Source organism: Sphingomonas crusticola, assembly GCF_003391115.1.
Classification (GTDB): Bacteria; Pseudomonadota; Alphaproteobacteria; order Sphingomonadales; family Sphingomonadaceae; genus Sphingomonas_I; species Sphingomonas_I crusticola.
The window spans coordinates 436,739-458,888 of record NZ_QTJP01000001.1; the positions used below are offsets into that span (position 1 = coordinate 436,739).

Genomic DNA, 22,150 nt, shown 5'->3' on the forward strand with positions numbered 1-22,150 from the left:
AGCGGATGCCTACTTTCGCAGCGCACCGGCGAGCAGCTTGTGCAGCTTGGAATGGAGGCTGTCGTTCGCAGCCAGGAATTCGCGGCGCTGCATCGCCTGGTCGCCGCCGCGAAAATCGGTCACGAACCCACCGGCTTCCTTGACCAGCAACATGCCCGCGGCCACGTCCCACGGCTGCAGATCACTCTCCCAATAACCGTCGAAACGGCCAGCGGCGACCCAGGCGAGATCGAGCGCCGCCGAGCCGAACCGCCGGATGCCGGCAATTTCCGGTCCGATAGCATTGTAGATCTTGGCCCATTGCGCAGAGTCGCCGTGTCCCAGGAAAGGCGTGCCGGTGGCGATGACCGCGTCCGGAAGTTCGCGTCTTGCGGAAACGCGCAGGCGGCGATCGAACAGCCAGCTGCCGCGGCCCTTCTCCGCCCAGAAGCTCTCATCGGTGACCGGCTGATAGACCAGGGCCTGGGTGATCTCGCCCTGCCCGTTAGGCTTGGGCTCTTCGACCGCGATCGAGATCGCAAAGTGGGGAATGCCATGCAGGAAGTTGGTCGTGCCGTCGAGCGGATCGACGATCCAGCGCGGCTTGGTCGGGTCCCCCTCGCGCGCGCCGCCTTCTTCGCCAAGGAAACCCCAGTCGGGGCGTGCCCGCTTCAACTCCTCATAGAGTGTCTGCTCGGCGCGCTGATCGGCCTGGCTGACGAAATCGGCGGGGCCCTTACGCGAAACCTGGAGCTGCTGAACCTCACCGAAATCGCGGCGCAGGCGCGGCGCCGCCTTGCGCGCGGCGCGCTCCATCACGGTAATCAGGCCTGAATGGGCTACCATAAATTACTCCCCCCTCCCGCTTGCGGGAGGGGTCGGGGTGGGCTCGCACTACTGCGAGCGATCTGGTTTGAGGTGAGCGTTGCCCACCCCTCCATCCTCTCCCGCAAGGGGGAGAGAGAAAGGCTCAGTCCGCGCGGCGGACATATTCCTGGTTGTAGACGTCGACGACGATCTTCGTGCCCGCGCCGATATGCGGCGGCACCATCACGCGCACGCCATTGTCCAATACCGCCGGCTTGTACGAGGAGGAAGCGGTCTGCCCCTTCACCACCGCGTCGGCCTCGACGATCATCGCCTCGATCGTGTCAGGCAGCTGCACGGAGATCGGCCGCTCGTCATATAATTCCATCACGACGTCCATGCCGTCCTGCAGGAAGGCGGCGGCGTCACCCAGCAGGTCGCGCGGCAGCGTGATCTGTTCGTAGGTCGCCTTGTCCATGAAAGTCAGCTGATCGCCGTCGGCGAACAGGAACTGGAAATCGGTGGTGTCGAGGCGGACGCGCTCGACCGTCTCGGCCGAACGGAAGCGGACATTGTTCTTGCGGCCGTCGATGAGATTTTTCATCTCGACCTGCATGTAGGCGCCACCCTTCCCGGGCTGGGTATGCTGAATCTTGACGGCCTTCCAGATGCCGCCTTCATATTCGATGATATTGCCGGGACGAATGTCCACGCCGCTGATCTTCATGTGGGTCTCGCGATAGGAAAGAGCAGGCGCGAGCCTCTAGCGGCCAGCCGCCCGCGCGGCAAGCGCGGGCGCTAAACGCCACACCCGCGCGTCACCCGCGCAGGATCGGATAGGGGTTCAGCTCCGTTCCGGCCGACCAATTGTCGCCCGGCGCCATTCGATGGATTTCGTAATGAAGATGCGGCCCGTCGGGGCTCGCATCGCCGGTCGAGCCGACGGTGCCGATCTGCTGGCCCTGCTTGATCTCAATGCCTTCGCGCAGATCGGCCGCGTAACTGTCGAGATGGGCGTAATAATCCTGCCAGCTCGTATCGGCGCGGCGAATGTAGACGGTGTGGCCGCCATTGGCGCTTTCGAAGATCTTCTCGACCGTGCCGGCGGCGGCCGCGAGCACCGGCGTCCCACGCGGGGCCATGATGTCGATGGCATGGTGCTGGCGGGTGCCGTCACCGCGAGCATCGCCCCATGTGTCCGTCAGTTGTTCGCGGTTCACGCCGGCCACGGGAATCACAAGGCCGCCGCCGCCAGCGTTGGCGTCAAGCTCTCCGACCGGTGAAGAGGTGGCGGGCGAGGAGGAGCCGGTGAAGCGGCCGCCTTTGTTCACGATCAGCGCGAAACCGCCGATTACGAGCAGGAAGAACAGCAGCAGGAACCAGCCGAGCCTGGTCATTGCTGGAACACCGCCGGCGTTCCCGGCCTGACCATCAGCGACAGCCGCGCCGCATCCCAATTGGAAAGGCGGATACAGCCATGGCTTTCCGTACGGCCGATCGTCTCCGGCGTGGACGTTCCATGGATGCCGTAATGGGGCTTGTTGAGATCCATCCACACCACTCCAACGGGGCCATTCGGGCCGGGCTTCAGTGTCTGCTTCTCATCGCCCGGTTTGGCATCCCAGAACAAGGCCGGATTGTAATGGAAAGGCGGCAGCGGCGATACGCCCTGAATCTTCCAGCGGCCGATCGGCAACGGATCATGCTGGCTGCCCATCGTCGCCGGGAATTGGGCAATCAATTTGCCCTGGTCATCATAGGCGCGCAGCACCTTATCCGATTTATCAACGACCAGCTTCGCCGCCTTAGGTTGATCCGAGGAGACGCTCAGCCCCGCCAGCGTCGTACGCCATTCGGTTTTGAGCGAACCCGGGTAGCTGGTCGCGGCCGGACGGACATTGGGGACCTTGATCTTCGTGCCGGGCGCCAGCTTGGTCGTCGGACTGTTGAGCGCGATCAGCGTCGCCTTGGTGGTGTGATAGCGCTCGGTCAGCGCCTCCATCGCGTCGGCATATCCCATGACCGGCAATTTCGCCTGCTCCTCCGGATCATGCGGGATCGGACCGACGAACGGCCCCTTGAGATCGGCCGGCGTCAGCGCGACTTCGATCACGCCCGGAGTCTTACCGTAAGCTGTCAGCGCCTTGATGGTCGCGGGATCCAGCTTACCGGTCTTGGATAGACCGCGTGCTTCCTGAAAGCCTTTGAGCGCATTGGTCAGCGACATGCCCGAATGGCCGTCAATCACCCCGGGGCCGAAGCCCAGGCGGTCCAGCAACACTTGGGCAGTAAGGATCTTTTGATCGAGCGCCGGAGCTTTGGAGGCCGCGCCGGCGGCAGATACGGGACAAACCGTTGCCAAGATGAGGTAAACGCCTGCAACCTTTAGTGTTTTCACTGAGACAATCCCTTATCTTGCGCTTGGGCAGAATGGGAACGCCGCCGAGCGGCTTTCTTTCCAATGAGCGGGATAATCTATGTTGGACATGCAGATCGGCCGTCGTGGCCTGTTGGGTGGCGCGATTTTGGCGGGCGCCAGCACGATGATCGGCAGCAGGGCTTTCGCGGCAATGCCGGAACGGCGCCTCGCCTTCCGTAACATTCATACCAACGAGACGTTCGACGCGCGCTTCTTCGGCGCCCAGGGCTGGGATCAGCAGGGTCTTGCCGAACTCAATCATGGCCTGCGCGACTGGCGCAACAACGAGTCCACGCAGATGGACCCGAAGCTGATGCTGCTGCTCAGCCAGATCCGCGACAAGCTCGATCTGCCGCCGCAGACCAAGCTGGAAATGATCTCCGGCTATCGCTCGCCGCAGACCAACGGCGCACTGCGGGCGCGCGGCGGTGCGCATACCGGCGTCGCGTCCAAGAGCCAGCACATGCTGGGCAAGGCGACCGACATTCACATGCCGGGCGTGCCGCTCGATCGCCTGCACCTCGTCGCCATGTCGATGCAGGCAGGCGGCGTCGGCTATTATCCCAAGGACGGCTTCGTCCACGTCGATACGGGCCGCGTCCGCACCTGGTAAGATTGGTCAGCGCCCTTTCGGGGCGCCGCCGATATCGTAACGTACGATCACCGGCTTCTGCCAGCCGCCCTCGCTCCTCAACACACCCAGCACCAGGTTCGCGTTCGGAAGCTCGTTCAGCTTCCTGGCGCGAGCCGACGGGCGGGCGGCGGCCATTTCAACCCTGTCATTCTGGCACATCGGCGCGGATGCTGCTGCCGGCTCCGGGACCGGCGAATTGGCCGCGATGGCCGCGGCGGCGAACATTATCATGCTCAGCATGGCAATCCTCCTGCCCTGTAATTTACCCCTGTTGGAAGGTCAGGAACAGAAGGCTCGTTAGCTTTGCGACGGCTGCAAATCCAGTAATTTGGCGAAGGCGCGCACCGCGGCCGCCTCCCCTTCGGCTGCATTCCACACCGCACTGCAGACCGCGATGAAATCGGCACCCGCGGCGATCAGGGGTGCAGCGTTATCGGGCGTGATGCCGCCGATGGCGACGCACGGCAATTCGAACAGGGTCGTCCACCAGCCGAGGATCGAGGGGTCCGGACGATGGCGCACCTCCTTGGTGGTGGTGGGGTAGAAAGCGCCGAACGCCACGTAATCGGCACCCGCCTCCCCCGCCTCCATCGCGAGGTGACGGCTGTCATGACAGGTCACGCCGATTTGCGCCGAGGGGCCAAGCAAAGCGCGCGCCTCGCGCGGGTCGCCATCGTCCTGGCCCAGGTGAACGCCATCGGCGCCCAGCCGCTTGGCCAGGCCCATGCTGTCGTTGACGATGAAGGCGACATCCCGGTCGGCGCAGACGCGCTGCAGCGGTTCGGCCATGCGCGCGATGGCATGCTCGTCTATTCCCTTGAGGCGTAGCTGGAATGCGCCGACCGGCCCGGCGTCGATCGCCGCCGCCAGGCGATCCGCAAAGCCGTCGTCAATCGAGGGCGGAGAGATCAGATAGAGCTGGCAGGCCGGCCTGAACTGGCGCTCGAACTGCTCGGCGAAGCCGGGGTCGAGATCGACCTCGTCATTCGGAATGTCTTCGCCTTGGCCGAACTGCTGCATTCCATTCTCCTCCCGCGCGAATTCCATCGCGCCCGTGCGGGGTCAAGTCGTCAATAGTGAAGAATATACTTGACCTTCCGTTTAGCGACTACAATAGTGAAGTTTCTGCTTGAGTAAGGAGCTCGCAATGACCGAGTCGCCCGCCATCCACGGTACATTCGTGATCGATCGCCATTATCCTGCGCCGGTGGCGCGCGTGTTTGCGGCCTTTGCCGATCCGCAGCGCAAGAAAAGCTGGTTCGCGGCCAGCGACACGCACGAGATTGTCGCCTTCGAAAGCGACCTTCGCGTCGGCGGCATCGAACGCCTGCATTATAGGTTTGGTCCTGACACCCCCTTTCCCGGCGCAATCCTGACCAATGAGGGCCAATATCATGATGTCATACCCGAACGCCGCATCGTCACCGCGTCGCGCATGGCGATCGAGGGGAAGCCGATCTCAGTCGCGCTGGTCACCATCGAGCTGTCGCCCGCGAATGGCGGCACTGACGTGACCTTGATCTTTCAGGGTGTGTTCTTCGAGGGTGCCGACGGCCCTGACATGCGCAAGGGCGGATGGGAGGTTGTGCTGGACCGACTGGGTGAAAGCTTGGCTGCCTAGTCAATGGCCCGGCCCGAAAGCCGCCCTCGCGTCAATATCGACCAGCTGTTTCATGCGCTGGGCGATCCTACGCGTCGGCGCATCGTGGAAGCATTGAGCGCGCGCCCCTACGCCTTGTCGGCGCTCGCCGAGCCCTTCGGCATGACGCTGACGGCGGTCTCCCAACATCTCCGGATCCTGGAGAATGCAGGGCTCGTCCGGACCGAAAAGGTTGGGCGGGTGCGCAGCTGCCGGATCGAACCGCAGGGCCTTGCCGTTCTACAGCAGTGGATTGCCGACCGGCGGTCGCTCTGGGAGCGGCGGCTGGACCAGCTTGGCGAGATGCTTAGCGAGCCGGGATGACTAGGTGAGGATTGATGCCGCAAGGGACAGAGGATGGTGACGGCGCCTCCATCCGTATCGGCTGTTCCGGCTGGAATTACCGCCATTGGCGCGGACCATTCTACCCCGAGAAGCTTCCGGTCAAACGCTGGTTCGAATTTTACGCCGAGCAATTCGACACGGTCGAGATCAACAACAGCTTCTATCGCCTGCCGCCGGCCGAGACGTTCGACAAATGGCGCGAACAGGCGCCGCCCGGCTTCGCCTATGCGGTCAAGGCGAACCGCTATCTGACCCAGGCCAAGAAGCTCAAGGATTGCGCCGAGCCGGTGGCGCGCATGATGGCGCCGGTGCGGCATCTGGGCGCGACACTAGGCCCGATCCTCTATCAGCTACCGCCGACGCTGCAGCTCAATCTGGCGCGGCTGGAGGAGTTTCTGACGCTCCTGCCGAAAGACCTGATCCACGTCTTCGAGTTCCGGCATCCCAGTTGGTATGTGCCGGAAACCTCCGAGTTGCTGGCTGCCAAGGGCGCCTCCTTCTGCTGCCACGATATGGCGGGATCGGTCAGCCCGCGATGGGCGGTCGGCCCGATCGTCTATGTTCGTTTCCACGGCGGTGTCGGCAAATATTGGGGCCGCTACGAGCGCGCGCTTCTGGCAGATTGGGCCGATTGGATGCAGGAAAAGAAAGCTCACGGCCGGACGGTCTGGGCCTATTTCAACAATGACATCTTCGCCCATGCCATCGCCGACGCACTGGAGCTCAAGCGTCTGACCGCAAATCCATGATCGCCGCCCGGAACGCGCTCGGGTCATCCAGCTTGTGCGCGACCCGACTTATCCGGCGCCGTCCGCTGACAACCGGCGGAGACAGGTCGACGAAGACGTTCGGCCACGTCGCCAGGGCAAGATTGACGACGCCCTTCTGCTTGAGCGCCGCGGCGTCCCACGATGAGCGTAGCCCGGAAATCTGAGCATAGGGGATCGGCACGACGACAAGTTTCCCGATGCGCATGACCAGCACATCATCGGCCATCGTTACGGGGTGGCGCCGGATCGCGCGCAGCAACCACAATAAGGATGCGATGAGAGACAGATCGATGACGCCAAGCACCAGCGCAACCTTCCAGCCCCATAGCGCCATCACCACGATATGGATGACGATTGTCTCGACGATGGCGAGGCCGAGCAGCACGCCAAGCGTCGGCGAAATGCTGCGATGATAGGGAATTCGCGCATTTCCTTCCCCAACCTTGTCACACCTTGGCGGTGGAAGCCTCGTAGATCTCATCGATAGCGGCGCTCAGCGTGGCATCGAATTCGGCATCGCTCATCCCGTGCTGCAGGTCCGACACCAATGCGCGCGAGAAGCTGGCGATCATGCCGTGATTCTCGGCGAGCAGCCGGCATGCCTCCGAACGGGAAAAGCCGCCCGACAAGGCAACGACCCGCACCACCTTCGGATGCGCGACCAGCGGCGCGTAAAGATCCGGCTTAACCGGAATGGAAAGCTTGAGCATCACCTTCTTGTCGCCGTCGAGCGCATCCAGATGGCGGAGGATGGCGGCCAGCAGCAATTCCTCCGCCGCCTCGCGCTCGGCGCTCTTAATGAGGACCTCGGGCTCAAGGATCGGCATCAGGCCGTGACCAAGGATTTGTTCCGCTAGCTCGAACTGCTGCGCGACGATCGCTTCAATACCGCTGGGCGAGGCAAGATTGACGACCGACCGCTCCTTCGTGCCGAAAATGCCGAGCTTTGCCGCGCGTGCCAGCAAATCATCGAGGCCTGGAATGGGCTTCATCAACTGGACGCCGTCGGCCTCCGGCTCCAACCCCTTGTCGACCTTGAGGAACGGTACGATCCCCCGCTCCTGCCACAAATAGGTCGGCACGGGCTGGCCAAGCGCCTGTCCGTCCATCGTCTGCTCGAACAGGATCGCCGCCAGCACCTTCTCGCCGGTGAAAGACGGTGCGGTCATGATCCGCACCCGCATCGCATGCATCGCTGCGAACATCTCGGCGTCACCGGAATAAGCGCTGTCCGGAATGCCATAGGCCCGCAACGCGCCCGGCGTCGATCCGCCGCTCTGATCGAGCGCGGCGATGAAACCGGCTCCATTCGACATTTGCGCCATCATTTTCGCGTCGTGCATCGTTCGTCCTCGGTCGTAAGCTTGGGGAAGCGCGATCAGCCGTGCATCAGCGCGGCAACGCCCGGCAATGTCTTGCCCTCCATCCATTCCAGGAAGGCGCCACCGGCGGTGGAGACGAAGGTGAAGCGGTCCGCGACACCAGCCTGATTCAGCGCCGCGACGGTGTCCCCGCCGCCGGCGACCGAGACCAGCCCGCCCGATTGGGTCAGCGCCGCCGCCGTCTGGGCGAGCGCCACCGTCGCCATATCGAACGGCGGCGTCTCGAACGCACCGAGCGGCCCGTTCCATACCAAGGTGCGGCAGGTCTTGAGCGCATCGCCCAGCGCCTCGACCGCCGCCGGGCCGACGTCGAGTATCATCTCATCCGGTGCGACATCATGCACGTTGACCGTACGGGTCGGCGGATTGGCGCGGAATTCCTTGGCCACCACCACGTCGTACGGCAGGTGGACGATGCAATCGGCGCGGTCGGCCGCGTCCAGGATCTCAAGCGCGGTGCCGGTCAGGTCATGCTCGCAGAGCGACTTGCCGACATCGACGCCGCGCGCAGCGAGGAAGGTGTTCGCCATGCCGCCGCCGATGATCAGATGATCGACCTTGGCGACGAGATGCTTGAGCACGTCGAGCTTGGTGGAGACCTTGGCCCCGCCCACCACCGCCGCGACCGGATGCTCGGGATTGCCGAGCGCCTTTTCCAGCGCGTCGAGTTCCGCCTGCATCGAACGGCCGGCATAAGCGGGCAGAATGTGCGCCAGTGCTTCGGTCGAGGCATGAGCACGATGCGCCGCCGAGAAGGCGTCGTTGACATAGAGATCGCCGAGCCGAGCCATCGCCTGCGCCAGTGCCGGGTCGTTCTGCTCCTCCCCGGCATGGAAGCGCGTATTCTCCAGTACCGCAATGTCGCCCGAACGCAGATCGGCTACCGCCGCCTCGGCGCCCGCCCCGGCGCAATCGTCGATGAAACGCACTTCGCGCCCGAGCACGTCGGATAGAGGTTTGGTGACCAGCGCCAGGCTCATGTCCGGATTGCGCGCACCCTTTGGCCGGCCGAAATGGGCAAGAACGAGCACGATCGCGCCCTTATCCGACAGCTCGGCGATGGTGGGGGCGGCCGCGCGCAGACGCATGTCGTCCGTCACCCTCGCGCCATCCATCGGTACGTTGAGATCCTCCCGCACCAGCACGCGCTTGCCGGTCACATCGCCTATATCGTCCAGCGTCCTGAAGCTGCTCACCGTTCGATCCTTACTTGATCGCCAATCTGGATTGGCCCGCCTTCAATCACCCGCGAAATGATTCCGCCGCGCCAGTTCGGGCGCAATGCCGCATCAAGGCCAACCGCGACATCTTCCATGCGCCGGCATGGATCGCATTCGCCAGTTATTTCCAGGATAAGACCCGACGAAAAAATCATTCTCGCGTCGGTGGTATGTTCCAACGCCAGTCCTTCGACCATCAGGTTGACGCGGCGCTCCTCCCAGGGGACGTCGACGCCAAGTTCTGCGAGCGCTTCGCGCCAGGCTTCGACCGCCATCACCGTCACCTGCCGCCGGTTACGGCTGTTCGGCTTCAGCATGCCTCGGAAATCGCCCGGCACGCCCATCGCGACCGTCACCTCGGCATGGTCGAGCGTCTCCATCGGGCCGCGCGGCCTTGCGTGGCGCGCGATACCGAGCAGCCGCCCCACGCCCCCGACTTAAAGGAACTTGCCCATCGCGCCGGCGGTATCCACCATCCGGTTCGAAAAGCCCCATTCATTGTCGTACCAGCTGAGCACGCGCACCAATTTGCCCTCGAGCACGGCGGTCTCGAGGCTGTCGACCGACGACGAATGCTGGTCGCCATTGAAGTCGATCGAAACCAGCGGCTCGGTGACATATTGCAGGATGCCCTTGAGCGGCCCGCTTTCGGACGCGGCCTTGAGCGCGCCGTTCACTTCCTCGACACTGGTGTCGCGCTTCGGCTGGAAGGTGAGATCCACTACCGAGACGTTGGGAGTCGGCACGCGGATTGCCGAGCCGTCGAGGCGACCCTTCAGCTCGGGGAGCACCTCGCCGACAGCGCGCGCGGCGCCGGTGGTGGTCGGGATCATCGACATGGCGGCGGCACGTGCGCGGCGCATATCCTTGTGGATCTGGTCGAGGATCTTCTGATCGTTAGTGTAACTGTGCACGGTCGTCATCAGGCCGCGCTCGATTCCGACCGTGTCGTTCAACACCTTGGCGATCGGCGCAAGGCAATTGGTGGTGCACGATGCGTTGGAGACGAGGTTGTGCTCGGCCGTCAGCTTGTCGTGATTGACGCCGTAAACGACGGTCAGGTCGACGCCCTTGGCCGGGGCCGAGATCAGCACCTTGCGCGCACCCGCGTCGAAATGCTTGCCCGCGGTTTCGCGGTCGGCGAAAAAGCCGGTGCATTCCAGTGCGATATCGATGCCGTCGGCCTTGTGCGGCAGCTTGGCCGGATCGCGCTCGGCAGTCACCTTGATGCGCTTGCCGTCGATGATCAGGTCGTTACCGTCGGCCCGAACCTCGCCCGGCCAGCTGCCATGAACGCTGTCGCGCTTGAACAGCAGGGCGTTCGACGGAGCGTCGGCAAGGTCGTTGATCGCGACCAGTTCAAGGCCGCAATCGGGACGCGAGAGAATCGCGCGGGCGACCAGGCGGCCAATCCGTCCAAAGCCGTTGATCGCAACCCGTACCGCCATGTCCAAAGCTCCTTCAGAACGGACCGCCAAACGTGCCAAGCCCGCGCGCGCTTCCTTTGTCGAGTGAGGCCGTCAGCGTCAACCGCGGTACGACATGGGCTGTGCGCACGGCAGGCGGAGCCATCACGACCGTTGCCAGTCCTGGGGACCCGCCCTAATGCTCAGACTATGTCGGAAGAGGCCCTGAATTCTGCAACCACCAGGCTGGAGCGCGCGGTCGCCCGGATCGAACGCGCGAATAGTCAGCGCCAGGCCGCCGGAAGCGGCATGGCCGAGGCGCTTGCTTCGCTCGAGGCACGCCATGGTACCCTGCGCGAGCGGGTGCAGGCGACAATCGAACAATTGGACGTGCTGATCGCCACCGAGGGATCGCGCTGATGGCACAGGTTAAGCTGAACGTCGGCGGACGCAGCTACGATCTGGCCTGTCGTGACGGCGAGGAGCCGCATCTGGAGATGCTCGCCGGCATGCTGGATGCAAAGGCACGCGATGCCGGCCAGTTGGTCGGCACCACCAACGAGACGCGCCAGCTGCTGCTGGCTGGCCTGCTGTTAGCCGATGAATTGAGCGACGTACGCGCCGGGGCGCCCGATCCGGGCAAGGCCGCGCTCGCCCGCACGCTGGATCAACTTGCCGCGCGTATAGAAACATTGGCCGAGCATCTTGAGGATGGGCACGCGAACGCCTAAATAAGATCCTGGTGGGAACTGCCCGGTACGATCTTAGCGAAAATCCCTGAGGCGATTCATCTTTCCTAGGGAGCTGTCCCTGGCCGGACCCTGGTCCGAACCACATGGCCCCCACCTGACGTTTACGGCGTCAGAGGATATTCCGGAAAACGGCCATGGCGGTCCCACCACCTTCCCCTGATCCGCTGGCCCCCGATCCAGCCAAGATCGCGTTGCGCGAGCATTTGCGCGCGCGGCGTTCGGCGCATGTCGAGGCTATCGGCGCCGACGGCGCGCAGTCCGCGGCTGAAGCTGCCGCACGGCATATCCTGCCTCATATTCCGCGCGGCGCGACCGTATCGCTCTATCTGGCGCTGAAAGACGAACTCGATCCCGGGCCGCTCATCGCCCAGTTGCACGCGCGCGGGCATGAACTCGCGCTTCCTGCCCTGTTCGACGGTTCGAGCATGCGCTTCCTGGCGTGGGCGCCGGGCGATCCGATCGAGCGCGGCCCGATGCGGTTGCGCCAGCCTTTATCCTCGGCGCCGGAGCGCGCGCCCGACCTGATCGTGACGCCTCTGCTGGGGTTCGATCGGGCCGGTCGACGGATCGGCTATGGCGCCGGCCATTATGATCGCGCCTTTCAGCGCTTTCCGGGGGCGCATCGCATTGGCCTGACCTGGGCCGGGCAGGAGGTCGCGCGGATCCCCCATGACCCGTGGGACGTCCCCTTGCATGCCATCACCACCGAGCAGGAGTTCATCATCCCATGAAGCCGACCTGGCGCAAACCGGCGGGTATGGGCCTCATCCTGCTGCTGATCCTGTTCTGGGCGGGGTTGGTCGGCAGTCAGGCGCAGCACATTGCGCTGCTGCCCTGGCCGCTCCAGGCGATTGTCTATTGCATCGCGGGCATCATCTGGATCGCGCCGCTCAAGCCTTTATTGTTCTGGATGGAGCATGGCCGCTGGCGGTAAGTCGCGGCTCCCGCGCTCAATCGCGGTTCGATTCCCATCTGAAAATAATGCGCCGAGCATATCCGCCAGGCGCGCGCCGGCCTGCCCGATTCGTTGCTCCCCTGCCCGTCTTGCCGCGGTGACATAGTCCTGGGTCAGGACCGGGGCATCGGCCGGACGCGGAGATTCTGCCAGTGCAACGCCCTGATAGGCGATCGTCGCGGCCAATATTTCGCTCTCTTTGACTGCCAGACGATATGTTGCGGTTGGGTCCTGCTCCAGTGTGACGGACACGGTTTCCGCTGCCGCCTCGGCCGCACGTGCGATGGAATTCGCACCCGCCGCTTCATCCCCCTCGCGATCCGCTGCCTGATCCCAGAAATGATGCAGCGTCTCTGGGGCCGCGTCCGGCCCCCGCCGCACCCAGCCGAGCGTGCCCGCGCGATCGGTCAGCGGAAATCGGCCGCCGATGCGATGGCCTGCATGAAGCGGTTGATGCATGTCGCCGAGGACGTGAAATAGCCAGCAGAGCGCGATCGCGCGCCGGCCTGGATCGGCCTTATCGTCGCTGACAATCTTGAGATTGCGGGAAAAGGCATGATCCGCCTCGCCCAGTCGAACGAATTTGAACGCGGTCGTACCGACCACGACGCGGAGCTGGTGGTGCCAGTGGGTGTGATTGTACGCGGTCTTGCGAATATCGTCGGGCCAGCGCGCGATCAGCTCAAACAAGGCCCGATCACGCGGCGCGCCGGTTAGATTGCCGAGGGCAAGCTCGAAACGCGATCGGTCCGGATGCTGCGCGACAAGCGCTGTAATCGACGCCACCGCTGCGGGATCGCGGCTTGCAAGCAGGTCATATGCGATCGCGCCGGTCGCCATATGCCCCTGGTTACTCCAAGCGGAGGCCGGTTCGCCGGGGATCAGGAAACACGCCGCCAGATAGGAGGCAAACCGGGCCATGCTCCATCCAAGGGGATGGCGCGAGTGACGGGGCTCGAACCCGCGACCTCCGGCGTGACAGGCCGGCGCTCTAACCAACTGAGCTACACCCGCATGTGGCATTCCCTGCGGAGACGCGCCGACTAGAGAGCAGGGCCGAAGCTGTCAACCGCTGCGCGTCGGCTCGGGCGGTAAAGGTGCCGATGCCTCCGGAACCGGGCTGGTGAGCGTGCCTTCTTCGAACAGGAATCCGGCAATGTCGGGTTTGCCCGCGGCATCGAGCACGGTTTTCATGATGATCAGGATCGGTACCGCCAGCAGCGCGCCGACGGGGCCCCACACCCAACCCCAGAAGCTGAGCGACACCAGGATCAACAGCGGATTGATCGTCAGCCTGCGGCCGACCAGCGAGGGCGTCACCAAGTTCGATTCGATCAGATGGCACCCGATGAAGGTGGCCACCGGAAGTGCTGCATACCAGGCATCGCGAAACACCATCAGACCGCCGAGCGCGAGCAGCAGGGACGCCATGATCGGGCCGAGATAAGGCATGTAATTGAACAGCGCGACGATCCCGCCCCACATCAAGGGATCGGGCAGGCCGATCAGCCAGAAGGCTCCGGCGACAAGCAGGCCGAGGCTCACGTTGATGATCGTGATCGTCGAAAGATAGGCCGAGGTTGCGTCGACCATGTCCTGGATCACGCGCGCAGTCGTAAGCGCGCTGCTGAAGCTGCCGCGGTTGGTGATCGTCTGGCGCCGCATCCGCGTCCAGCCCGCCAGGAAGAAGTAGACGACCAGGATCGCGAAGAACATCTGCAGGATAGCGACCGGTGCAGAGCTAGCCACCACATCCAGCAGGGAGGTCGGCTTTCCCAGGGTGACCACGGTATGGCGCCCGGTCTTGCCGATGAAGGTCGCCTGCGTGTTGTTCACGAACCGATCGAGGCTGGTATACACCTCCAGCAACGGGCGCAGATTGTGGCGGATGCGCACCACGCGTTCCGGAAGCAGCGCGAACCACCCCGACGCCGGCACGATGATCGCCGCCACCGCCGCATTGGCCAGGCTCAAGAAGATCGCGATCGAGAGGAAGGCCGCGAGCGGAGACGGCACGCGCCGCCGCTCGAACCATTCCAGCATCGGCACCAACGCGATGGCAATCACCAGCGCGGCGGTTACCGGCAGGAAGAAGGCTGCGCCGGCCTGCAAGGCGAAGGGCAGCGCGATCGCGATGCCGATCCCACCGAACAGCGCGATCGCCGCGAGCAGCCGATCGCGACGCAATGCTTCGGCCGCCCGACCGGACATCAACCCCTGCAAGAAAGACGCGCTTGGCCGCTCTTCCACCACTGCCCTCCCCGAATCGCGTGGCGCGATCGGCCTGGTGGATGTCATGCCCGAAAGCGCGCGCGAACGGGAGAGAATCGCACGAAATCGTGACAAATGTGATCTGGCGATCCAGCCGGATCCCTACAGAAACCACCATTTCGGCTCGAACTGTCCCGCCCGGACAACGTTCTGTCGTGGATTCATTGACGCACCGCGGCAAAGTCCCGAAGTGGCCGCAGCACATGGTCGCAGGGGCCGCGTACCCCAGTCCTGCAGACAAGACGTAAAACTAGCAGTCGTCGCTTAGTATTCGCGACGATCGAGCGGTTTCGCGCATGTTTAAGAGTTCTGAATGTTCATCAAGCGTCCTTCTACGCTTGCTACCGGCGCAGCTGTTTTGCTCGCCATTTCCGGCATCGTTATTCCCGCGTCCGTGAGTTACGCGGCGGAGTTGGTTCAGACACCGCTCCTTCCTTATGATCTCGCCGCCACCGCGCCTTCGGCCCCGGTCGTTGCGGTACAACCAGAATCCCCATCGATTACACCGCCCGCTGCAGCTGAAACGGCTGCTCCAGCCGCGATCGCCTCCGCCGAGGCGGCCCCGCCCGCAGTTCCGGTTTCCGCCGATGCGGATTCGGTCGAATGCATGGCCAAGGTGGTATTGCACGAGGCCGGCAATCAGCCTCGCGCCGGCAAGATCGCCGTGGCGCAGACGCTGGTTAACCGGCTCAAGGCCGGTCGCTTCGGTGGTACGATCTGCCAGGTCGTCAATCAGCGCGGCCAGTTCTTCCAGATCGCCAGCTTCCACCCCCGCCGTGACACGGACGGCTGGCAGGATGCGGTCGAGGTCGCTCATGAAGTGCTGGCGGGCCAGGCCGAGCCGGTCGCTCCCGGCGCTATGTTCTTCCGCGCTTCTTACGCGCCGGCGAACAATTTCTTCCGCACGCGCCAGCGCGTGACCACGGTCGGCGGCCACATCTTTTACCGCTGAGGGGCCGGCGCTGCCGCCTTTTCTTCCGACGGATCGATAGCGTGGAAGCGTGCCTCCTCGGCACGCTTCCATTGCGTGTGCATGGCTTCGCGCGGAATGGCTATGCCGACGGCTTCGGTAAAGTCGACCCATTGATCGGCCAGTGCGGCAGCGCGCGCCTGCAGCGGCCCCGGCGGCTGATCGTCGATCCAGTCGCGCAGCGATACGCCGTTGGTGGCGAGCAGGAACAGGCTCGCGATGATGATCACGGCGAAGGTCCAGACGAGCCCGCCTTCCTCCATTTCGCGCTCCGGCAAATCGATCGGCGATGGTGTTCCGCTGTCCATATCGCCTCCTAGAATTGGTAATAGATGAACGGCGCGACGCCTTCGAACCGCATCGCGTCGACGACCAGGATCACGACGCCCGTCAGAAGCCCCAGCGCCGGCGCGGGCCAGGCCCGCAACCTCAGCGCCAGCCGCTGGCCCAGATCCGCCGGCGTGAAATGGATCGCCATTCCGAGCACGATCAGGACGCACGCCAATGGCGTAAGCACGGCGCTTGCAACATTGCTGGTGCCGATCCCCTGCAAATAAGCGATCGCCGTATCGAAGCTCTCGGCGCGGAAGAATATCCAGCCGAGGACGACGATGTGGAATGTCAGGACGATCGCCAGGAACTTCGGCAGGCGCGGTAGCCAGCCCGGACGACTCCGCTCCCAGATGCGCTCCACACCGAGAATCGCACCGTGGAGGCCGCCCCAGATGACGAACGTCCACTTGGCGCCGTGCCACAGGCCGCCGAGCAGCATCGTCACCAGCATGTTGAGGCATTGCCGCGCGAAGCCCTTCCGGTTTCCGCCAAGCGCGCCGATGTAGAGATAGTCCCGGAGCCAGCTCGACAAGCTGATATGCCAGCGCCGCCAGAAATCCTGCAGCGAGGCGGCACGATAAGGCTGGTTGAAATTGCGCGGAAAGCGATAGCCGAGCAGCGCCGCGATCCCGATCGCCATGTCGCTATAGGCGGAAAAGTCGCAATAGATCTGGACTGCATAACCATAGGCGGCCGCGATCAGATCGAGCCGCGAATGCGCCGACGGATCGAAGAAGACCGGGTCGACCAGCCCTGTAGAAAGCTCGGATGCGACGACCGCCTTCTTGAACAGCCCCCACACGATCAGGATCAGGCCCATGCTCGCCATATCCCGCGTCAGGCGCGGCGATTGCTCAAATTGCGGCAGCAGATCCGATCCGCGCACGATCGGGCCCGCAACCAGATGCGGGAAGAATGACATCAGCAAGGTGACGTCGAGCAGCCGCGCCGGCGCCAGCCGCTGGGCATGGACGTCGGCCAGGTAGGACATGCCCTGGAAGGTGAAGAAGGAAATGCCGACCGGCAGCACCACCTGCATCAGCGGAAGATCGCGTGCGAAGCCGACGCTGCTGAGCAATTCACCCAATTGCTCGACGAAGAAGCCGTAATATTTGAAGAAGCCGAGCACGAGCAGATTGCCGACGATGCCCGCGACCAGGATCGCCTTGCGCCGACGCGTCGCCCATTCCGGCTGGAGCGAGATCGCGCGTGCCGCGCCCCAGTTGAGGAAGGCCGATCCGATCAGCAGCGCGACGAACCGCCAGTCCCATGCACCGTAGAAGATCCAGCTGGCGATCAGCAGCAGGATCTTGCGCCATTCATTGGAGCCGCTCGCGGCCCAGACGATCGAGAACACGACGAGGAAGAACAGCCCGAAGGTTAGCGTCGGGAAGAGCATCAGCCGATGCCCCGTTCATACGTGCTCACCGCGCCGCGGCCTTGTCGAGGTCATCTTGCAGCCGTTGCGCGATCTCACGCCCGCCCGCGCTCGTATAATGGACATAGTCCGTCCGCATCAGCGGCGGATTGGCGTGAACCCAGCGATCCGCGGTGCAACGCCCGCCCATGCGCCCTTCCCAATCCCAAAACGCAACGTTGAGCGACGAGGCGACGCTGCGCTGCGAGGCACGGACTGCGGCCAGTGCCGCCGGCGGGAACAGCGAGCCTCGGCTGGTGCCGCTCGCAACCGAGACTGGCGGCGGCGGCGGGGACGACGGCGGGGGTTCGCTCGGTGTCATGCCGATGCTGTTGCGCAACCGGTCCATGATCGTTCCGATCACGCTTTCGCGTGCGACCGGCTGCGCACTGGCGACGGGCGCGCCGCAATCCAGCGCCTGCTCGCCGGGCGCGTTGCTGCGCATCTCCGGCCGGCGGCTCAGTGCGTCGGGTGCGCCGAGCAGCAGGATCGGAACATTGCCCGCCAGCCGGCGGATGCGGCCGATCTGGGTGCGCAGGGTCACCTCATATTCGAAACTGTTGAAGCGCGGCGCGAAGCCTTCGTTCGTGCCGAAAGCGAGCACGATCAGGTCGGGACGATAGGTGCCGAGTTCCTCGGCCAGCACGGCATCATCGGTCCTTGCCCAATGCATCAGTTGCGAGCTCACGACGCCGAGGTTGGACAGCGTCACCCCGCTTTTCCCGCGGAACGTCGCCCATGACGTAAGTGTCGCGGGGCCGCCGCTGACGGTCAGGTCGGCAGTGGTCGCAGTCTGGGTGAGCTGCAGCGTGCGACATTCCGGGCGCTCGGTGACCGAAGCCAAGTTGAAGGTGACGCTGTCGACGCCGGCGCGAAGCGTGAGGCTGCCGGCACCCGGGCGCACGATCGCACAGACGGTGAAGCGATCGAAGGCCTCGGTTGGATCGGCCGTCAACGCCATCGTCGCCCCTTCGCTCGTGCTGGTGAGCGTAAAGGCGCTCAGGCCCAGTGGGGGCGATGGCTGCGACCAGGCCGAACCGAAATCGCTCGCGATCCTCCATCCGGGCGACATCGTCGCGGTAATACCGTGCGTAAGATAGCCGTTATAGGGCCGCCCTGGCGGCAGCACACCACGCCCCGCCGACCCATATTTCTGTTGCAGCAGGTCACGCCAGGCGCCGGTGATCGCGTCGCCCGCAGTATGGCTGTCCCCAATCTGCAGGATATGAACCGGCCGCGCCGCCGCATGTGTCAGCTTCGTGAAAAACGGCCGAAGCTCTTCGGCGTTGCACAGACCCCCGACACAATTGCCGGAGAAGGACAGCGCGGCGGCGGCGGCAAAGCCGATCATGACGGCTCGGCATCGCTCGGGCTGCGGGCGGCAGCGACGCTCGCAGCGATCCGCGCCGCAAGCCCCTTGGTAACGTGGATATAGCCGTTCATCGACATATGGATGCCGTCGCCGGCACGCAGCAGCTTGGGGCTGCCGTCCTGATCCGCATAATAAGCCTGGTAGCGCCCCTGCCCGTCCACCGTCAGCGGGCGGATGTCGATATAAGGGACGTTGAGGCGCTGCATCAGCCCGCGATAAAATTCGTCCATGGCGCGCGCGTCGGCATCGAAGGCAGCGTCGCGCATGACCGGCAGGCCGACCCAATAGACGACCGCGCCATGCCGACGCAGCATTGCGACGTAAGATTCGACGCGGCGGCCGATCACTTCTTGCCAGAAGCTGCCCATCAGCGTGCCACAATGGCCGCCATCGCACACGCCTTGCGCATCGTTAGCGCCGAAGGCGATGACGGCGATGTCGAGCGGCTTGCCGTCTATCTGTGCGTCATCATGGCTTTCGAGATCGAGGCGGCGGTAGCGGGTGAATCCGGTCGAGGCCTGGGAATATTTCTCGACCCGATAGCCCGCCTTGGCGGGCAGCAGCCGGTAGAGGCCGCTCCACACGCCGTCGCCGAAACTGTCGCCGAAAATGCCGACGTGGATCGGATCGCCGTTGCGGACCGTCTGGAGCAATTGCGCCGAAGGCGGATCGGCCGGGAGCGGACCCGCGATGGGCTCGGCGCCCGTGGCCGGCGCAGCCGTCGTTCCGCCCGGGCTGGGCGCTACATGGGATGCGGCCCCGGTTGGCGGCGGCGGAGCGATCTCACGCGATGCGACGACCGGAGCAGCCTCCGGTGCGAGACCGACCGCCTGCTTCGTCTCATTGCCGGTGCCGAACGCATAGCCGATTGCGACCCCGGCCGCGACGCCGAGGAACAGGACGGCTGTACGGTCGAGGAGAAAACGAAGCCACTTCATCGGATAGGCATGGGATAGAGGCGCCTTCGCGCTTGGCAAGAGTGTGGCCGCACGGATGCGACGATCCGAATCCTGCGGCCGATTATCCGCGCGGACGGGCCTGCGGATAGGTGCCGAGCACGCGCAGCCATTTAGTGTGGAAAGCCAGCTCCTCCAGCGCCCGCGCCAAATTGGCATCTTCCGGCCCGCCTTCTACATCGCAATAGAATTGCGTCGCCGCGAAGCTCGCGCCGCGCTGGTAACTTTCGAGCTTGGTCATGTTGACGCCGTTGGTCGCGAAACCGCCGAGTGCCTTATACAGCGCGGCCGGCGTATTCCTGACCTCGAACACGAAGCTGGTCATCCGCGCCCCCGAAATCGGCCCGGTCGCGGCGCGCGGTGCGAGAGCGACGAAGCGCGTCGTGTTGTCGTCGCTATCCTCCAGCCGATCGGCGAACAATGTCAGCCCATAGAGGTCGGCCGCCAGGCGCGGTGCGATCGCGCCGATCGCGGGGTCGCCGATCTCCGCCACCATCGCCGCCGCGCCGGCAGTGTCGGAATAGGGCACCGGCTTCAGTCCGCGCGCGCGCAGCCAGTGCCGGCATTGGCCGAGTGCCTGAGGGTGGCTCATCGCCTCGCCGATCGAGCCGCCCGCCAATCCCATCAGCCAATAGCGGATCGGCATGAAATGTTCGGCAGTGATCGAAAGGCCGGATTCGGGAAGCAGGAAATGAATATCGGCGACGCGGCCGTGGAGGCTGTTCTCGATCGGGATCAGCGCGCGCCCGGCCTTGCCGTCCTTTACCGCATCCAGGGCATCCTCGAAGCTGAAGCAGGGGAGCGGCAGCGCGTCGGGAAAAGCTTCGAGCGCCGCGATATGCGAATTGCAGCCGGGGGCGCCCTGGATCGCGACCGCGCGTTCGGGTGCCGCGGCCGCAGCCTCGGTCATGGCGGCGACGAGCGCACGCGCAGGGGCAGGATAGGTCTCCATGATGGCGGCGCGGATAGAGTGTGCCGGCGCGACCCGCAACCTTGCTCGGGCGCTTGCGGCGTTCGTCAACCGACACTAAGGACCGGCAATTCCCGAAACGGGCGGCTTTTTTCTACCTAGGGTCAGGCAGGGCATGGACGATCGCGCGAACACGATTGCTGGATGGGTTTTGTTCGCCGGCATTGTCGGCCTGGGCCTGACGATCGTCACTGGCGAACATTTCGCGGGCGAGCGCCCCGAGAAGATGGGCTACGAGGTTCAGGGCGTCGAGCAGGAAGGCGGCGCGGCCGCTGCCGCCGAGAAGCCTTTCGCTTTCTACATGAGCCAGGGCGATCCCGCCAAGGGCGCGGACGTCTTCAAGAAGTGCGCCGCCTGCCACAATGCCGACAAGGGCGGCGCCAATGCGCTCGGCCCGAATATCTACGGGGTGGTCGGCGACGCGATCGCTTCCGGCCGCGGCGGCTTCGCTTTCTCCGACGCGCTCAAGTCCAAGGGCGGCAAGTGGGACTTCGACTCGCTCAATGCGTGGTTGACCAGTCCCAAGGCGTTCGCACCCGGCACCAAGATGACCTTTGCCGGCCTGTCCAATCCGCAGGACCGCGCCAACGTCATCGCCTACCTCAACCAGCAGGGCGAGCATCCGCAGCCCCTGCCCGCGGCGCCGCCCGAAGGCGCCGCCAGCCCGGACAAGGCTGCGGCCGAGGCGACTGGTACGGACGCGACGAAGGCCAAGAATGTGCCGGTTCAAACCGAGGCACAGGCCGCCAAGCAGCCGTTCGGGAACATCAAGGGCGAAGCCGCCCCCGCCACCTCGGGCACTGCGGACAAGCAGCAAGACAAGAAATAGCATCTCCGTCCCCGGCCGCGGGGACGGAAATTGTGATGTCCGATCCGACCACCATCCGCCGCCTGTACGGCCGCCGCACCGGGCATAAGTTGCGCATCGGTCAGGCTGCGCTGACGGAGCGGCTGCTGCCGGAAATCGCCGTCCCGCGCGACGGTCCGCTCGACGCCCCTGCCCTGTTCGGCGACGATCGCCCGCTTGAGCTCGAGATCGGATTCGGCCGCGGCGAGCATCTTGCAGGGCAGGCCCGGATGCGGCCCGACCACGGCTTCATCGGCTGCGAGCCGTTCCTCGATGGCGTAGTCGGCCTGTTGGTCCATGTGGAGGAACAGGGGCTGACCAATGTGCGCGTCCATATGGACGATGCACTTGAGGTGATCGAGCGGCTGCCCGACGCCAGCTTGTCGCGCGCTTATCTGCTCCACCCCGATCCCTGGCCGAAGACGCGGCACGCCAAGCGCCGCTTCATGAACAAGGGCCCGATCGACCTTATCGCCAGCAAGCTGAAACCCGGCGCCGAATTCCGGTTTGGCACCGATCACCCGGTCTATTGCCGGTGGGCGATGATGGTGATGGGCCAAAGCCCGGACTTCGAATGGCTGGCGCAAGGCCCGCAGGATTTCCTGGTGCGGCCCGACGACTGGCCTGAGACGCGCTACGAAGCCAAAGCGCGCAGGCTGGGCCATGAAGTCTGGTATTTCAGGTACCGCCGGGCCTAGCGCCAAGC

At 64.5% G+C, this 22,150-nt stretch carries 29 protein-coding genes and 1 tRNA gene; 11 read left to right on the forward strand and 19 right to left on the reverse strand.

The features are described 5' to 3' along the window. Positions 1-9: 9 nt before the first annotated feature. From DX905_RS02085 to DX905_RS02100, 4 genes are all read right to left on the reverse strand, one after another. Positions 10-825: an inositol monophosphatase family protein gene (locus DX905_RS02085; protein ID WP_116089853.1), complete on the reverse strand. Its 816-nt coding sequence runs from the start codon at positions 823-825 to the stop codon at positions 10-12. 124 nt (positions 826-949) lie between these two features. Beyond that, positions 950-1,513, reverse strand: a complete 564-nt coding sequence (efp, locus tag DX905_RS02090; RefSeq protein WP_116089854.1) for an elongation factor P — start codon at positions 1,511-1,513, stop codon at positions 950-952. Between the two features lie 91 nt (positions 1,514-1,604). Then, entirely contained in the window at positions 1,605-2,183 is a 579-nt protein-coding gene (locus DX905_RS02095; RefSeq protein ID WP_116089855.1) for a M23 family metallopeptidase, read from the reverse strand. Then, positions 2,180-3,184 (reverse strand): L,D-transpeptidase family protein, encoded by a 1,005-nt coding sequence (locus DX905_RS02100; RefSeq protein WP_116089856.1) that lies wholly within the window; start codon positions 3,182-3,184, stop codon positions 2,180-2,182. The genes DX905_RS02095 and DX905_RS02100 overlap by 4 nt, the downstream gene beginning before the upstream one ends. Positions 3,185-3,263: 79 nt before the next feature. On the opposite strand from DX905_RS02100, the gene mepK reads away from it, so the two are divergent. Then, the gene (mepK, locus tag DX905_RS02105; RefSeq protein WP_420822130.1) at positions 3,264-3,818 is read left to right on the forward strand and encodes a peptidoglycan L,D-endopeptidase MepK; all 555 of its coding nucleotides are present in this window, start codon (positions 3,264-3,266) and stop codon (positions 3,816-3,818) included. Between the two features lie 6 nt (positions 3,819-3,824). Here mepK and DX905_RS02110 read toward each other — a convergent pair whose 3' ends face one another. After that, entirely contained in the window at positions 3,825-4,079 is a 255-nt protein-coding gene (locus DX905_RS02110; protein WP_116089858.1) for a hypothetical protein, read from the reverse strand. A 57-nt stretch (positions 4,080-4,136) separates the two neighbouring features. Beyond that, positions 4,137-4,859, reverse strand: a complete 723-nt coding sequence (gene thiE, locus DX905_RS02115; RefSeq protein ID WP_116092257.1) for a thiamine phosphate synthase — start codon at positions 4,857-4,859, stop codon at positions 4,137-4,139. A gap of 127 nt (positions 4,860-4,986) precedes the next feature. On the opposite strand from thiE, the gene DX905_RS02120 reads away from it, so the two are divergent. From DX905_RS02120 to DX905_RS02130, 3 genes are read left to right on the forward strand one after another with little or no spacing between them, the layout of a single operon-like run. Next, the gene (locus DX905_RS02120; protein WP_116089859.1) at positions 4,987-5,460 is read left to right on the forward strand and encodes an SRPBCC family protein; all 474 of its coding nucleotides are present in this window, start codon (positions 4,987-4,989) and stop codon (positions 5,458-5,460) included. 3 nt (positions 5,461-5,463) lie between these two features. Continuing rightward, positions 5,464-5,802: an ArsR/SmtB family transcription factor gene (locus tag DX905_RS02125; protein ID WP_116089860.1), complete on the forward strand. Its 339-nt coding sequence runs from the start codon at positions 5,464-5,466 to the stop codon at positions 5,800-5,802. A 14-nt stretch (positions 5,803-5,816) separates the two neighbouring features. Continuing rightward, the gene (locus DX905_RS02130; protein ID WP_116089861.1) at positions 5,817-6,572 is read left to right on the forward strand and encodes a DUF72 domain-containing protein; all 756 of its coding nucleotides are present in this window, start codon (positions 5,817-5,819) and stop codon (positions 6,570-6,572) included. On the opposite strand, the gene DX905_RS02135 is transcribed toward DX905_RS02130, so the two are convergent. The 5 genes from DX905_RS02135 to gap form a co-directional block, all read right to left on the reverse strand. Beyond that, a complete protein-coding gene (locus DX905_RS02135) occupies positions 6,547-6,978 on the reverse strand; it encodes a hypothetical protein (protein WP_240320682.1) in 432 nt (143 codons plus the stop codon). The two genes, DX905_RS02130 and DX905_RS02135, sit on opposite strands and share 26 nt — an antisense overlap. A 61-nt stretch (positions 6,979-7,039) precedes the next feature. Continuing rightward, complete coding sequence (locus tag DX905_RS02140; protein ID WP_116089862.1) at positions 7,040-7,936, reverse strand: fructose bisphosphate aldolase; 897 nt, start codon at positions 7,934-7,936, stop codon at positions 7,040-7,042. 35 nt (positions 7,937-7,971) lie between these two features. Then, the gene (locus DX905_RS02145) at positions 7,972-9,171 is read right to left on the reverse strand and encodes a phosphoglycerate kinase (RefSeq protein ID WP_116089863.1); all 1,200 of its coding nucleotides are present in this window, start codon (positions 9,169-9,171) and stop codon (positions 7,972-7,974) included. Beyond that, positions 9,168-9,575, reverse strand: coding sequence for an MOSC domain-containing protein (locus tag DX905_RS02150; protein ID WP_116092259.1), 408 nt, complete (start codon positions 9,573-9,575; stop codon positions 9,168-9,170). The genes DX905_RS02145 and DX905_RS02150 overlap by 4 nt, the downstream gene beginning before the upstream one ends. Before the next feature lie 57 nt (positions 9,576-9,632). Further along, positions 9,633-10,643 (reverse strand): type I glyceraldehyde-3-phosphate dehydrogenase, encoded by a 1,011-nt coding sequence (gap, locus tag DX905_RS02155; RefSeq protein WP_116089864.1) that lies wholly within the window; start codon positions 10,641-10,643, stop codon positions 9,633-9,635. 168 nt (positions 10,644-10,811) lie between these two features. Here gap and DX905_RS02160 point away from each other — a divergent pair, with 168 nt between their 5' ends. The 4 genes from DX905_RS02160 (at position 10,812) to DX905_RS02180 (ending at position 12,287) form a co-directional block, all read left to right on the forward strand. Further along, positions 10,812-11,021, forward strand: coding sequence for a hypothetical protein (locus tag DX905_RS02160; RefSeq protein WP_116089865.1), 210 nt, complete (start codon positions 10,812-10,814; stop codon positions 11,019-11,021). Continuing rightward, a complete protein-coding gene (locus DX905_RS02165; RefSeq protein WP_116089866.1) occupies positions 11,021-11,332 on the forward strand; it encodes a cell division protein ZapA in 312 nt (103 codons plus the stop codon). The genes DX905_RS02160 and DX905_RS02165 overlap by 1 nt, the downstream gene beginning before the upstream one ends. A 155-nt stretch (positions 11,333-11,487) precedes the next feature. Further along, complete coding sequence (locus DX905_RS02175) at positions 11,488-12,084, forward strand: 5-formyltetrahydrofolate cyclo-ligase (protein ID WP_116089867.1); 597 nt, start codon at positions 11,488-11,490, stop codon at positions 12,082-12,084. Then, positions 12,081-12,287: a DUF2842 domain-containing protein gene (locus DX905_RS02180; protein WP_116089868.1), complete on the forward strand. Its 207-nt coding sequence runs from the start codon at positions 12,081-12,083 to the stop codon at positions 12,285-12,287. The genes DX905_RS02175 and DX905_RS02180 overlap by 4 nt, the downstream gene beginning before the upstream one ends. On the opposite strand, the gene DX905_RS02185 is transcribed toward DX905_RS02180, so the two are convergent. From DX905_RS02185 to DX905_RS02195, 3 genes are all read right to left on the reverse strand, one after another. Next, complete coding sequence (locus DX905_RS02185; RefSeq protein WP_116089869.1) at positions 12,252-13,229, reverse strand: S1/P1 nuclease; 978 nt, start codon at positions 13,227-13,229, stop codon at positions 12,252-12,254. The two genes, DX905_RS02180 and DX905_RS02185, sit on opposite strands and share 36 nt — an antisense overlap. A 16-nt stretch (positions 13,230-13,245) precedes the next feature. Then, a tRNA-Asp gene (locus tag DX905_RS02190) sits at positions 13,246-13,322 on the reverse strand. A 51-nt stretch (positions 13,323-13,373) separates the two neighbouring features. Further along, entirely contained in the window at positions 13,374-14,519 is a 1,146-nt protein-coding gene (locus tag DX905_RS02195; protein WP_116092260.1) for an AI-2E family transporter, read from the reverse strand. Positions 14,520-14,892: 373 nt separating this feature from the next. Between DX905_RS02195 and DX905_RS02200 the strand changes: the two genes are divergently transcribed. Beyond that, positions 14,893-15,531 carry a cell wall hydrolase gene (locus DX905_RS02200; RefSeq protein WP_116089870.1) on the forward strand — a complete coding sequence of 213 codons (639 nt, stop codon included), beginning with the start codon at positions 14,893-14,895 and terminating at the stop codon, positions 15,529-15,531. On the opposite strand, the gene DX905_RS02205 is transcribed toward DX905_RS02200, so the two are convergent. The 5 genes from DX905_RS02205 to DX905_RS02225 form a co-directional block, all read right to left on the reverse strand. Next, positions 15,522-15,857, reverse strand: coding sequence for a hypothetical protein (locus tag DX905_RS02205; RefSeq protein WP_116089871.1), 336 nt, complete (start codon positions 15,855-15,857; stop codon positions 15,522-15,524). The genes DX905_RS02200 and DX905_RS02205 overlap by 10 nt on opposite strands. An 8-nt stretch (positions 15,858-15,865) precedes the next feature. Further along, positions 15,866-17,281 (reverse strand): MBOAT family O-acyltransferase, encoded by a 1,416-nt coding sequence (locus DX905_RS02210; protein WP_116089872.1) that lies wholly within the window; start codon positions 17,279-17,281, stop codon positions 15,866-15,868. Positions 17,282-17,306: 25 nt separating this feature from the next. Beyond that, positions 17,307-18,650, reverse strand: a complete 1,344-nt coding sequence (locus DX905_RS02215) for an SGNH/GDSL hydrolase family protein (RefSeq protein ID WP_116089873.1) — start codon at positions 18,648-18,650, stop codon at positions 17,307-17,309. Then, positions 18,647-19,609, reverse strand: coding sequence for a DUF459 domain-containing protein (locus tag DX905_RS02220; protein WP_116089874.1), 963 nt, complete (start codon positions 19,607-19,609; stop codon positions 18,647-18,649). The genes DX905_RS02215 and DX905_RS02220 overlap by 4 nt, the downstream gene beginning before the upstream one ends. 82 nt (positions 19,610-19,691) lie before the next feature. Next, the gene (locus DX905_RS02225) at positions 19,692-20,579 is read right to left on the reverse strand and encodes a prephenate dehydratase (RefSeq protein WP_116089875.1); all 888 of its coding nucleotides are present in this window, start codon (positions 20,577-20,579) and stop codon (positions 19,692-19,694) included. A 133-nt stretch (positions 20,580-20,712) separates the two neighbouring features. Between DX905_RS02225 and DX905_RS02230 the strand changes: the two genes are divergently transcribed. Further along, complete coding sequence (locus tag DX905_RS02230; protein WP_116089876.1) at positions 20,713-21,426, forward strand: c-type cytochrome; 714 nt, start codon at positions 20,713-20,715, stop codon at positions 21,424-21,426. A gap of 35 nt (positions 21,427-21,461) precedes the next feature. Beyond that, positions 21,462-22,142 (forward strand): tRNA (guanine(46)-N(7))-methyltransferase TrmB, encoded by a 681-nt coding sequence (gene trmB / locus DX905_RS02235; protein ID WP_116089877.1) that lies wholly within the window; start codon positions 21,462-21,464, stop codon positions 22,140-22,142. The last annotated feature ends 8 nt before the right edge of the window (positions 22,143-22,150 follow it).